Annotated in this window: 9 protein-coding genes; 6 read left to right on the top strand and 3 right to left on the bottom strand. The window is 59.2% G+C overall.

Annotation, left to right across the window (positions count from 1 at the left end; translation table 11 throughout):
- Positions 1 to 219 precede the first annotated feature (219 nt).
- Positions 220 to 1,701: a mannitol dehydrogenase family protein gene (locus tag QMG40_RS15275; protein ID WP_283531960.1), complete on the bottom strand. Its 1,482-nt coding sequence runs from the start codon at positions 1,699 to 1,701 to the stop codon at positions 220 to 222.
- A 186-nt stretch (positions 1,702 to 1,887) separates the two neighbouring features.
- On the opposite strand from QMG40_RS15275, the gene QMG40_RS15270 reads away from it, so the two are divergent.
- The 3 genes from QMG40_RS15270 to QMG40_RS15260 all read left to right on the top strand — a co-directional run bounded on the left by QMG40_RS15270 (position 1,888) and on the right by QMG40_RS15260 (position 6,530).
- A complete protein-coding gene (locus tag QMG40_RS15270; RefSeq protein ID WP_283531959.1) occupies positions 1,888 to 3,636 on the top strand; it encodes a pyruvate dehydrogenase in 1,749 nt (582 codons plus the stop codon).
- A gap of 292 nt (positions 3,637 to 3,928) precedes the next feature.
- Positions 3,929 to 5,095: a dual-specificity RNA methyltransferase RlmN gene (gene rlmN, locus QMG40_RS15265; protein ID WP_283532003.1), complete on the top strand. Its 1,167-nt coding sequence runs from the start codon at positions 3,929 to 3,931 to the stop codon at positions 5,093 to 5,095.
- Between the two features lie 349 nt (positions 5,096 to 5,444).
- Positions 5,445 to 6,530 (top strand): lytic polysaccharide monooxygenase, encoded by a 1,086-nt coding sequence (locus QMG40_RS15260; protein WP_283531958.1) that lies wholly within the window; start codon positions 5,445 to 5,447, stop codon positions 6,528 to 6,530.
- 169 nt (positions 6,531 to 6,699) lie between these two features.
- Here QMG40_RS15260 and QMG40_RS15255 read toward each other — a convergent pair whose 3' ends face one another.
- Positions 6,700 to 7,359 carry a peptidyl-tRNA hydrolase gene (locus QMG40_RS15255; RefSeq protein ID WP_283531957.1) on the bottom strand — a complete coding sequence of 220 codons (660 nt, stop codon included), beginning with the start codon at positions 7,357 to 7,359 and terminating at the stop codon, positions 6,700 to 6,702.
- A gap of 170 nt (positions 7,360 to 7,529) precedes the next feature.
- On the opposite strand from QMG40_RS15255, the gene QMG40_RS15250 reads away from it, so the two are divergent.
- A complete protein-coding gene (locus QMG40_RS15250; protein ID WP_283531956.1) occupies positions 7,530 to 8,759 on the top strand; it encodes an aminotransferase class I/II-fold pyridoxal phosphate-dependent enzyme in 1,230 nt (409 codons plus the stop codon).
- Positions 8,760 to 9,033: 274 nt separating this feature from the next.
- On the opposite strand, the gene purB is transcribed toward QMG40_RS15250, so the two are convergent.
- A complete protein-coding gene (gene purB, locus QMG40_RS15245; RefSeq protein ID WP_283531955.1) occupies positions 9,034 to 10,476 on the bottom strand; it encodes an adenylosuccinate lyase in 1,443 nt (480 codons plus the stop codon).
- A 150-nt stretch (positions 10,477 to 10,626) separates the two neighbouring features.
- Between purB and QMG40_RS15240 the strand changes: the two genes are divergently transcribed.
- Together QMG40_RS15240 and QMG40_RS15235 are read left to right on the top strand one after the other, a co-directional pair.
- Positions 10,627 to 11,061, top strand: a complete 435-nt coding sequence (locus tag QMG40_RS15240; protein ID WP_283531954.1) for a hypothetical protein — start codon at positions 10,627 to 10,629, stop codon at positions 11,059 to 11,061.
- Between the two features lie 63 nt (positions 11,062 to 11,124).
- Positions 11,125 to 12,708: a hypothetical protein gene (locus tag QMG40_RS15235; RefSeq protein ID WP_283531953.1), complete on the top strand. Its 1,584-nt coding sequence runs from the start codon at positions 11,125 to 11,127 to the stop codon at positions 12,706 to 12,708.
- The last annotated feature ends 6 nt before the right edge of the window (positions 12,709 to 12,714 follow it).

Raw genomic sequence — 12,714 nt, 5'->3', positions numbered from 1 at the left:
TTGGGGGGTGGTTTTAAAAATTTTACCGGAAGGGTATGGGTGGGTGCGCCTATTTGGGGCCCCCGGGTTTTTTGCGGGGCGCCGAACGGCCCCAAATTGCGCGCAGGTTTACAGCCGGGGGGGGCCAAACCGGGTGCGGGGTTATCAATTTAAATACGCCCTCACGGTTTTGGCACGCCCTCGGCGAAGGAGGCGGGCGAAGGGGGTGGAAGTTGCCGGCTACCTATCCAGCGCCACGAGCTCTTCAACAGCGGCCCGGGCACCACGGGTGTGCAGCGTATTAAGGGTGCGCAGGTAGGCGTCGGTGAAGCGGGTGTTGTCCACAAGGTCGCCAAAAACGTCGCGGTTGCGCAGAAACGCCAGCTTGTCCTCATGTTGTTGCGCCGCGGCCGCCATCAAGGGCACCTTCAGGCGGTCAACCACTGTGATGGGAGCCCCGGATTCGTCCGTCCCTTCGGCATACCGAGCCCAGGAGGCAACGATGCCGGCGGAACGGGCAATCACGCCGTCGTTCTCTAGATTGAGGTTGATGACAGGGACGAGCCATTTGGGAATCCTGTCCGAACTCTCCGCGCAGAGGCGAGTCAAGGTGTCCCGGACGTGTTCGTTGGCAAAACGCTCAATGAGTGTGTGCTTGTACAACGGCAGGTCAACCCCGGGCAGGGGGGAGAGCGCCGGTGTGCCCTCAAGGTCCATGTAATCGAGAAGGAACTGCACAAATAGCGGATCCTGGCAGACCTCGTGCGCGTAGGTGTAACCCGCCAATGTGCCGAAATAGCACAGGGCCTGATGGCTTGCGTTGAGTAGGCGCAGCTTCATGAGCTCATAGGGTTCAACGTCATCAACTAGCTGTACGCCAGCGTCCTCATATGGGGGGCGGCCGAGCGTGAAATCATCCTCCAGAACCCACTGCTCAAAGGACTCGCACACTACTGGCCACTGGTCCGCAATGCCGAATTCCTCGGCTATGGCGCTTCGATCCTCATCCGTGGTGACAGGGGTGATTCGATCCACCATGGAGTTGGGGAACAGCACATTTTGACGCATCCAGTTCGCCAAAGCTGGGTCCCGCAATTCGGCAAACGCCGTAAACATCTTCTTTGCCACGTCGCCGTTGCCAGCAATGTTGTCGCAAGACATGACGGTGAACGGCGCCAGGCCCCGAGCACGACGGCGGGAGAGGGCTTCCGTGACGAGGGCGAAGGTGGTGCGCGGGGCAGCGTTAGGGGCAAGGTCATGAACAATGTCAGGATTTTCGGCGTCAAACTCGCCGGTGACGTGATGGAAGTTGTAGCCGCCCTCGGTCACTGTCAATGAAACGATTCGAGTGTCAGGGGAGGCCATTTTCTCAATAACAGCCTCGGGGTTGGCCGGAGCGAAGAGATATTCGGTGATTGATCCGATCACTCGGGCCTCGCGCCGGCCGTCTGGGTGCTTCAACAGCAGCGTGTACAGGCAGTCCTGTGCCGCCATGACCTGTGCCATTTTCTCATCATGCGGGAGCACTCCCACTCCGCAAATACCCCAATCAAGGGCTTTCCCGGAGTTCAGCAACCTGTCGATATACATGGCTTGGTGGGCCCGATGAAAACCACCAACGCCAAAGTGAACAATCCCGGTGCTGACTGCACTGCGGTCATATGTGGGCACAGCAACAGATTCCGGTAGTCCGGCGAGGCTCTGCGCATTGAGTTGGACCATGGTGGCGCTCCTTTGGCGAAGTGAGGTTCACCCCATTGTATCAAATGAGCGCTTTGATTTGCTCAAATGAGCATGGTGCGTTGTTGCGCCGGAATGTGAGGTTGGACTGGTTGGGCTGCATAGGCCATTTCTGGGGACTATATTGGCCAGTATCTAACGCAGGACTATTTTCAGCAGGAGGACAACGTGGCCAAGGAACTTGCCAGTCAACTTATTGAACAACTGCAGCTTGCCGGAGTGCGGCGCATTTACGGGATTGTGGGCGACAGCTTGAACCCACTGGTGGATGCCGTGCGCAAGACAGGTGGCTCCGCCAACGGAGGTATTGACTGGATCCACGTCCGGCACGAGGAAGCAGCCGCATTTGCAGCTGGTGCGGAGGCGCAGCTGACAGGGGAGCTGGCCGTGTGTGCCGGATCGTGCGGTCCAGGTAACCTGCACCTCATGAATGGGTTGTACGACGCCAACCGGACGGGTGCTCCCGTCCTGGCCATTGCCTCACACCTGCCCAGTGTGCAAATTGGCAGCGGGTTCTTCCAGGAAACTCATCCGGACAGACTCTTCGGGGAATGCTCCGTATATTCGGAGCTCATCAGCACCGCAGAGCAGGCGCCACGGGTTATGCGTAACGCCATCTCACATGCCGTGGGGCTTCGAGGCGTGGCCGTTGTGACTTTGCCGGGTGACATTGCCAGCCTCCCTGCCACTGCACCAACCCCACAGTGGCGTCCGCTCAAAGCGGCAAGCATGGTCCCGGCCCCCGAAAGCGTCACGGAGCTTGCGGACGCTATCAACCAAGCAGAAAAGGTGGCCATCTTTGCTGGCGCCGGCGTGCAAGGTGCGCACGCGGAGGTTATGGCACTCGCTGAACTGATCAATGCCCCAGTTGCCCACAGCCTGCGGGGGAAGGACTTCATTCAGTACCAGAACCCCTTCGACATTGGCATGACAGGCCTGCTGGGTTACGGCGCAGCAGCTGAGGGTATTGAGGGTGCTGATCTGCTGATCTTGCTGGGCACCGACTTCCCCTACGATCAGTTCCTGCCCGATTCGCGCACAGCACAAGTTGACCGTGCCCCTGAGCATTTGGGCAGGCGCACAGACGTTGACATCGCCGTCCACGGGGACGTGCTGCCCACGCTCCAAGCCTTGATGCCGCTCTTGACTAAAAAGAAGAATTCCAAGTTCTTGGATCAAATGTTGAAAAAGCACGACAAGCTGATGAACAAGGCGGTTGGTGCATACACCCGCAAGGCAGAGAAACTTGTGCCAATCCACCCGGAATACGCGGCCTCGCTACTGGATGAAATCGCCGACGACGACGCCATCTTTACTGCCGACACCGGCATGTGCAATGTGTGGACAGCTCGTTACATCAACCCGTTGGGCACGCGCAGACTGATTGGCTCGTATCTGCACGGCTCCATGGCCAATGCCTTGCCCCAAGCCATCGGTGCCCAGAGCGCATACCCACAGCGGCAGGTCATCTCCGTTTCCGGTGACGGAGGGCTGTCCATGCTGCTGGGTGAATTGCTCACTGTTGCTGCCCATAAATTGCCCGTCAATGTTGTGGTGTTCAACAACTCCACTTTGGGCATGGTGAAACTGGAAATGCTGGTTGACGGCCTACAGGACTTTGGTGTGGACGTTCCTGACGCCAACTACGCCGGGGTTGCTGCGGCCCTTGGCTTCCATGCGATCCGCGTCACCGACCCGGCCAAGATAGCCGACGCGTACAAGGCCGCCTTCGCCCACAACGGGCCCTCTCTGGTGGAACTGATCACCGATCCCAATGCGCTGTCCATACCGCCAAAAATCAAGGGCGGCCAGGTGTTGGGTTTCGCCACGGCAATGTCGAAAATCGTGCTAAATAAAGGTGCTGGTGAGGCTGTCAGCATGGCCCGGTCCAACCTGCGCAATATCCCGCGCGGCTAAGTGCCGGTCCAAGGAAAATCGCCGTGGCTGCGCCGTCGTTTCCGCGGCGCGGAACTGCGCCCGGGGAGTATGGAACCCGCCGTCGTGCGCGGGGCACAATGCCGAGACTTAATACAGCAGACACGAGCAAAAATGTGATCTTGGCGGCCAAGACAGGACAGTTTGGGGTAAGTGGGAGACAATGGAAAGGATGACCTCGAACAAAAGCAACCCCGGCCCTGCGATCGCAGTCTCCAAGGACTCGACCGCCACCACTTCGACGGCGCGAGCTCCTCGCCGTCCGGCTCAGGTTATGCCTGCCACGGAGGGCTGGAAGCAGGCGAAGGATCCGGGTGGACGCCCGCTGCTGCAATTCAAATCCCCGCGAGTTTCCCAACCTCCGGTGCATTTGGCGGACCTGACCTTGGCTGAGCGTGAAGCGAAATTCAAGGAGATGGGTTTGCCGGCTTTCCGTGCCAAGCAGCTCTCAGTGCACTACTTCCAGCACTACACCACCGATCCTGAATTGATGAGCGACCTTCCCAAGGACCGCCGCGCCGAAATCACCGAGACAATGTTCCCGAAGTTGCTCACTGAGATCAAGCGTCTTTCCACCGATAATGGTGACACGGTGAAGTTCCTGTGGCGTCTCTTTGACGGTTCGCTCGTGGAATCGGTGCTCATGCGTTACCCCGGCCGGGTTACTTTGTGCGTGTCCAGCCAGTGCGGTTGCGGGATGAACTGCCCGTTCTGCGCTACCGGACAGGCGGGGTTGACCCGCAACATGTCTACGGCGGAGATCCTGGACCAAATTGTCCAGGCCAACAGGGTCATTGCTGAAGGTGGGTTGGGTAATCTTCGCCGCGACGGCGGGCACGACGCCGAGCGCGTCACCAACATTGTTTTCATGGGTATGGGTGAGCCGCTGGCCAACTATAAACGGGTCATGAACGCCGTCCACAGGATGATTGCGGAGGCGCCCGAAGGGTTGGGCATGAGCGCCCGCGGTATCACCGTTTCCACTGTTGGCTTGGTTCCGGCCATCAACAAGCTGGCAGAAGAGGGTGTGGCGATCACCTTTGCTTTGTCCCTGCACGCTCCGGATGATGAGCTGCGTGATGAGCTGATTCCTGTCAATGACAAGTGGAAAGTAGATGCGGCGCTGGATGCTGCTTACAACTACTACAAGGTCACTGGTCGGCGCGTCTCCATTGAGTACGCGCTGATCAAGGACATGAACGATCACCCGTGGCGGGCCGAACTCTTGGCGAAAAAGCTCAATGCCCGCGGCCGCGGCTGGGTCCATGTGAACCCGATTCCGCTGAACCCCACTCCCGGCTCCATCTGGACGTCCTCGGAGCCGGAAGTCATGGCCGAATTCATTGACACGCTGATTGCAAACGGCGTGCCTACCACCCTGCGCGACACCCGTGGCAAGGAAATTGACGGTGCCTGTGGCCAGCTAGCCGCCGCAGAGTAACTTCTTTTGGAGCCGAGCTTCGGCTGGATTATCCTACTGAAAACGGCATTACAGAACGACGCCGGGACCTAGAGTCCCGGCGTCGTTCTGTGGGTTAAGCGCGGCCTTACGTTGGGCGAAGCTGCCTAGTGGAGGGGACTTTCAAGGGAATCCGCACAATTTTTTGCGGATTCGATTCTGGCAAATTCCGCGGTTATTCGATGATTATGGCAGGGATTCAGGTGCTTCTACGTAGTCCCGCTAGGGGGTTCCCCCAATGTTGCTGGAAGACAAGGCTGGCTAGCGTGGTCGTAGCCGCCAAGGAAGCACAGGCAGTATTCGCCACTTCGGGCGGGTAATTAATCACCAGATGAAGCGAGAATTTTTGATGATGCAACTCCGAGGGGGCATGCTCACGCTCGTTGTTGCTGCCGCAGTGGTGGTTCCGCTTGCAACTGCTACCGGATCCTCTGCACATGGTTGGGTGACCGATCCACCTAGCCGGGCAGAAAATTGCGCAGCCGGAACGACAAGCTTTGATTGCGGCAAAATCAAGTATGAGCCCCAAAGCGTTGAAGCTCCTAAGGGCTCCCTGAAATGCAGTGGCGGAGCGCCGGAATACACCGTTCTTGATGATGAAACTAAGCCGTGGCCACGGAAGAACATTGCTAGCACCATCGACATCAAGTGGAACCTAACCGCTTTGCACGCAACACAAAGTTGGGAATACTTCCTGGATGGCACGCTGGTTAAGACAGTGGATGCTCACGGTGCCAAACCAACCGCCGTCCTCTCTCACAGGCTCACAAATTTACCCCGTGGCCAACACACCATCTTGGCGCGCTGGAATGTGGCCGACACGCCCATGGCTTTCTACAGCTGCCTGGATGTCAACGTAAAAACTGATGGGTCGCTGGATCCGAGCACGGCACCAACCGAACCTGCGGTGACTCCCACACCCACCGAAACGCCCACCCATCCCCCGGCAGGGGTATGCGAGGCAGCCGAATGGAAGGCTGGCTCGTCATATAGTTCCAGTAGTCAAGTGAGCTACCGCGGCAGCATCTGGCGCGCCAAATGGTGGACTCTTGGAGAAGCTCCCAGCGTCATCACCAGCAACGGGGCTTGGGCCTATGAGCGAGTCTGTGGCGCAACGACGCCCAGTGCCACTGCCACCGCCACTGCTACCGCGACGCCTACCGCGACGCCTACCGCCACTGCGACCGCGACGCCCACCGCGACGGCGACCGCGACACCCACGCCGACGCCCACCGCCACTGCTACCGCCAATGTGCCAGGCTGCAGGTCCATCCCATGGGTACCCGGAAATATTTACGCCGGAGGAGACACTGTTTCCCGCAACGAGCACAACTGGTCTGCCCAATGGTGGACGCAGGGCGATGAGCCCGGCAGAGGTGACCCGTGGGGTGTCTGGAAAGACCTCGGGGCCTGCTAAAAGTTCACCAAACCTAAAGACTGGATGAGGGTTCCGCCGACGGCCGGCCACCTTGATCCCGCGAAGCCACAGGCTCAGTGTCCTTCCGCACCCCCGTTCAAGCCGTCCAAGACACCAACCCGGCCCCCCTGCGCGGAGCCGGGTTGGTGTCCTTTTCGTCTTTCTGCGGCTACGGTGTGGGCGTCGAGACTGCCACGTAAGCGGTGGTGGAGCCGGGTTCAATTTCGGTGCGTCCGGCGTCCTGAATAACCGGCCCCGCCGATTTCCGGGCTCCCTTGCGAAAGTCCTTGGCAGGGAGTTTCTGAATGCCGAGGGGGAACCCATCGGCAGCCCACGCCTCCACCGTGAAGGGTTTTGCCTGAAGCACCCAGGCGAAAAGCGCGTGCGCAGCCTGAGCCGCAGCTTTCCCTGTGGACATTTCTAAGGATCCATTGAGTACAATCGTCAGCGTCTGCGGCGGCAAAGGATCCCCAGCAGGCAGCGTGGTGGATGAAACCTGTAGTTTGGCCAGCAACTTCGGCAGATTCGCTGAGGGCATCGGAGCCAGTGCCATGGCGCTCGCCTGGCCAACAGAGACAAGTGCATGTTCGGGAAACGCTGTGAGTACTTTGGCAAACGTCTTGGCATCTGCGCGCCGGACGGATTTGGCGAAGGCCCCGGCGGCCCACTGCTGCCAGTCCGGGTTCTCCGGTTCCCGCATGAAGGCTTGTACGGATGCTAGAGCGGCCGCTGCTATTCCAAATAGTTCACCAGCGGGTTCCTCCCGGTCCACCAACAAAATAATGGGTTGGATTAGTTCCGCGGGAGTGTCTTGTGCAAATTCTTTCACCTCACCAGCCTAAGGGGTTCCCCAACACCTGAGCATTTTCCACGTAACCCCGCGGGTGGAGGAATGCCCCCGTGATGTCTGGCACATATGACAAGCTGGAGTGTCGCCACCATAGCCCGGCGCCATTGCCCTGCACCGCCCTCCACAGCCAGAATCTTTCGGGAGTTAGTATGAGCCATCCATTGACAGTAGCCAGCCGCGCCCAGGTGCCGCCGTTCCAAGTCATGGATATCTTGGCGCGAGTGGCAGAACTCCGTGCTCAAGGCCGCCCAATAATTTCCTTATGTGCCGGAGAACCCGGTAGTGGTGCTCCCACTGCGGTCTCGGCTGCGGCAGCAGATATCCATTCCACAGGTACGCCGCTGACGTACACGCCAGCACTGGGTATCGCCGAACTCCGCGAGGCCATCTCCGCTCACTACCGCCGCTGGTACGGCCTGGATGTGCCAGCCCGCAACGTGGCTGTCACCACCGGCTCCTCAGGTGCTTTCATGCTCTTGTTTCTGGCTTCCTTTAATCCGGGGGACAAGGTGGCACTGGCCCGCCCCGGCTACCCGGCCTACAAAAATATTCTGCACGCCCTCGGCGTGGACGTGATCGAACTCGATGCCGGCCCAGAGGCGCGATTCCAGCCCACACCAGTGCTACTGGACGCCGCCGTTGCCGAACATGGTCCGCTCACAGGGCTGGTGCTCGCTTCTCCGGCCAACCCCACAGGAACCATGGTCTCCCGCACAGAACTAGCTGCCCTGACGGTGTGGTGTGCGGAGAATTCGGTGCGGCTAGTCAGCGATGAAATTTACCACGGCATCACCTATCCCGCGCTCGGCGACCCCGATCCCAAGGGCGTATGCGCCTGGGAACTAGACCGGTCCGGCGTCGTCATTTCCAGTTTTTCAAAATATTGGGGGATGACCGGCTGGCGGCTGGGGTGGGCGCTGGTTCCGGATGACCTGATTGCAGTAGTGGATGCTTTGGCCGGCAACGTTGCCCTGTGTCCGCCAGCCCCGGCCCAAATGGCGGCCGTGGCGGCGTTCACGGAGCTCTCATACATGGAAGCAGACACGTTTGTTGCCGAATTTGCGCAGACTCGCGCTTACCTGCTGGAGAACCTTGACCGGCTTGGCTGGGTGGATGCCGCCCCGGCGGATGGCGCCTTTTATCTGTACGCGGATCTGGGCGCAGCCATGGACGGCTTCACGGACTCAGCCGGGTACTGCTCAGCGTTGCTGGAATCTGCTGGGGTGGCCGTGGTGCCCGGGCTAGACTTTGACGCCGTCAATGGCCGAGGCACGGTGCGGTTGAGTTTTGCTGCAGGGTACGACGCCGTCCGTGACGGTTTAGAGCGAATCGTTACGTTCCAGGCGGCCCGGTTGCGCGACGGCGCTGCGGAACACTAGTTGCTTAAACGGCTGACTGCAGGTGTGTGCTGGGCTTTCGGTGGCGGTCGTAAGTGATGTAAGCATAGCCATGTACTTCGTCACGGTTATGCCGTTGTCACGCTGGGCGTACCGCTGAATGAAGGTCCACCACTGAATGAAGGTCTACCACAGTGGTTCCTCCGCCATGCCACGTCATCTCTACGCACGGCAGCAACGCTCACCGCAGCGCAAACGGCACCCCCGATGCGCCTAGAACGCAAGGTGGGTGCCGCCGTCGCACTTTAGTTTGTAACTATTTTTTCAAGTGGTCCACCAGGGAATCAGCGATGCCGATGTACTTGCCGGGGGTCAGCGCCAGTAGACGGCCCTGGGCATCGGCGGACAGGCCCAGACCCGTGACGAACTCACGCATGCGGGCACCGTCCACGCGATGGCCCCGGGTAAGGTCCTTCAGACGTTCATACGGGTCCTGCATGCCTTCAACGCCGGCAATGGCCTCGGCGCGCATAACCATCTGGATGGCTTCGGCGAGGACTTCCCAGTTGTGGTCCAAATCATCGGCCAGCACCGCCTCGGCGGTGTCCAAACGACCCAGTCCGCCCAGAACATTGTTGATAGCCAACACGGAATGACCGAAGGCAACGCCGATGTTGCGCTGACTGGAGGAATCCGTGAGGTCCCGCTGCCACCGGCTGGTCACTAGCGTGGCACCCAAGGTGTCCAGCAGGGCATTGGAGATCTCTAGGTTGGCTTCTGCATTTTCAAAGCGAATCGGGTTGACCTTGTGCGGCATGGTGGAGGAGCCTGTGGCGCCGGGAACCGGGACCTGGGCGAAGTACCCGATGGAGATGTAGCTCCACACATCGGTGCACAGATTGTGCAGGATGCGGTTGAATCGGGCCATGTCAGCGTACAGCTCGGCCTGCCAGTCGTGGGATTCGATCTGGGTGGTTAGCGGGTTCCACGTTAAGCCGAGGGACTCGACGAAAGTCTTGGCAATGTCCTGCCAGTCGGCTTCCGGGACGGAGGCGTAATGGGCGGCGTAAGTACCGGTGGCGCCATTGATTTTGCCCAGGAAGTCGGTCTTTGTGATGCGATCGAGCTGGCGGGTCAGGCGGAACGCCGTGACGGCTAATTCCTTGCCCAAAGTGGTGGGTGTGGCTGGCTGGCCATGCGTACGGGACAGCATGGGCACGGCGCGGTTTTCTTCTGCCATGGCGGTAATCTTTTCCACGAGTGCGTGGGCTGCCGGAAGCCAGACATCCTCAACGGCGCCCTTAATACCCACTGCGTAGGAGAGGTTGTTGATGTCCTCACTGGTGCAACCAAAATGCACCAACGGCTTCAAACGCTCCAGACCCAGGGCTTCTAGGCGGTTACCGATGAAATATTCCACAGCCTTGACGTCGTGGAACGTCACTTTTTCAATACCAGCCAGCTCTGCAACGGAGGCCGTGTCGAATTCGGTGACGATAGCGCGAAGGCCTTCCTGCTGCTCAACCGAAAGCGGCTTCGTACCGGGCAGCGCAGCACTATTGCTGAGGTGGATGAACCACTCAACTTCCACTCCTACGCGGTCACGGTTCAGGGCGGCTTCGGAGAGGTAGTCAACCAATGGCGCCACTGCACCGAAGTAGCGACCGTCGAGAGGGCCCAAAGCGATGTGCTCAGAGGAGGCGGCCAGGGACTTCCGGCCGGAAGGGATGCGGGCAGAGGCATTTGCGGATTCAGACATGGCTCAATTCTTCCATGAACCACCAATTCCCCCACAGCCGGGGCTGATTGAGGTTAGATTCACAATCTGCCGGGATCCTGTGGCGCAGTGGCGTGGTGACTTCTAGGCTGTTTTGCAGGGGTTTCATTCCAAAGGTCGAGGGAGGGCTTAATGAGTTATGCAGGTGGTGGGGGCGCCGGGGCGACACATGGTTTTAGTGCGGGCGCGGCTGCTGGTTCCAAGGCAGGCCCTAGCGCGATCGCAGGCCCTTCCGCTGAGTCGGTGTTGGTGCTGGCCGAACGGTTGTCCGGAGTAGCTGCAGAACTTCAAAGGTTGCGGTTGCAATTGTGCGCCCTGGACAGCGTGGACTGGAATTCGGTTGCAGCTACTGCATTCCGGAAGTCTTTGGCTGAAGCGGACGCAGACTTCGTTGCGGTGGGCCAACGGACAGAGGCTGCTGCAACGGCGGCAGCAAGCTACGGAATGTACCTGCGTTCAGTAGCTGACTCGCCGGCAGGATCTGATGCGATCTGGCAGCTGAACCCGGGTATCGCTCCAACCTGGAGTGGGAACTCGGGGGTGGGCAGTTGGCGGCCCGCGTTCTAGTACAGACGGACCAGCGGTAAGGCAATATGCAGTGCCGAGGGTGGAGGGTGGAGGAACTCGGGCATGACTGTTTATTCAGAGGATGGGACAACGTTTAGCTTTGCTGGCGGTACTGGTTCCATCAGCTGGACCAGCGCAGAAATAACTGAAACCGGGGCTGTCCTGAACAGGATTGCTCAACTTTTGGATCCCTTGGTCGATCGGCTGCGGTCGGAATGGTCGTGGTTGGCTGATGCTGGCGCGGCACCTTACCCGTTCGAGTGCCTGGATCTTATGAGAGGAGCATGGTGGCAGTGCACAAGCCTGCAATGTGGCATTGCCAGCTTGGCCAAGAAAACAACGCAAGTAGGAATCAACTATGCCCAGGCTGAAACGCTCAACGCCAGAGCCATGACTGAGACTGAACGGGTGGCGAAAACCCGTGCGGGTCTGGACGTTTGGGCATGGGGTGCTTTGGCTCCAGCGAAGTTCGGTGCCGACCTGCTTAAAGTTCTCACCAGAGCCAAACATGAGGGCTTGCGGGACACTGTGGAGCAAGTTCTCCGAGAGAGCGGTGCATACCTCGCCGGCGCACAAGGCCCGGGTATTGCCATGATGTTTCTAATCTCGGCTATGGGCCGAAAAGGAAACGGCCCGGCCGGGGAACGGCAGGCCTTTCTTCTGCGAAAACTTTTTGATGCAACAACCTTGACCCTGCCCGGACATTTAGCCGTACGGGAAGTACCTGCACAGGAATGGGATCCAAAGAGCACAGAGTTTTATCCAGCCGGGCATGCGAATGCCACGGGCGGGGAACCGTGCACAGTTGAGGTGAGTATTGAAGGGATGTTGGCTGGCAGCAGCGAGGCCTATGACTACCCGCCTGGTTCTATCGGCGTTGTGCGGCTGAAACGCCCGGACGGGACGAATGCGTGGGTGGTTCACCTGCCTGGAACTGAAGACTGGTCCACGATGGATAGTTCAAACCCTTTTGATATGGAGGGCAATATCGAGGGTCTGACAGCGGCTAGTCAGAAAGAATTTGAGCAGCAGGAGGTGCTGGTTCAGCAACTAATCAAAACGGGACTTGCAAGTTCAGGGGCAGTAGCGGGAGAAGACGTGGTGCTGACGGGCCATAGTGGGGGCGGGATCCATGCGGCGGCCGCTGCAGCCGATCCGGCTTTCCTCGCTGACGTAAACGTGCGGATGATTGTTATTGCGGGAGCTCCGGCCAAGAACTCTGGAGTGGGTGATGAAGTCTCAGTATTGGACCTACAAAACGAGAACGATATTGTCACGGCTTTAGATTATGGGCCTCCATCGCCATCCAAAAACTGGGTGTCAGTAACCTCTCACCGTCCAGCTGCCGCAGAGGATGGCACTTTGGTGGGCATTGTGGCGGATGCACATTCAATCAAGAACTACACGAATGATGCCACGCTGCTTGATCAAAGCAACAACCCAGCCGTGGCCGGCTCGCGCGAGACGCTGAGGAATCTCCTCGGTGTAGGTGTGGCTGGGGCGGCCATTGGCGGAACCAAATGGGTTTATCAAGGACGTGACGTGAACAATGGGACCAAAGCCAAGCCGGAGCCCAAATCTACGTCTGCTCCGGTGTGGTCGAATAAAACTGGATCGGAAGACCGCTACAGGCTCGGCATCCGATGACCAGCA

The organism is Arthrobacter antibioticus, from assembly GCF_030063205.1.
In the GTDB taxonomy this organism is placed as follows: Bacteria; Actinomycetota; Actinomycetes; order Actinomycetales; family Micrococcaceae; genus Specibacter.
The sequence above is the reverse complement of the archived record's forward strand: the minus strand, read 5'-3'. Positions and strand labels throughout refer to the sequence as shown.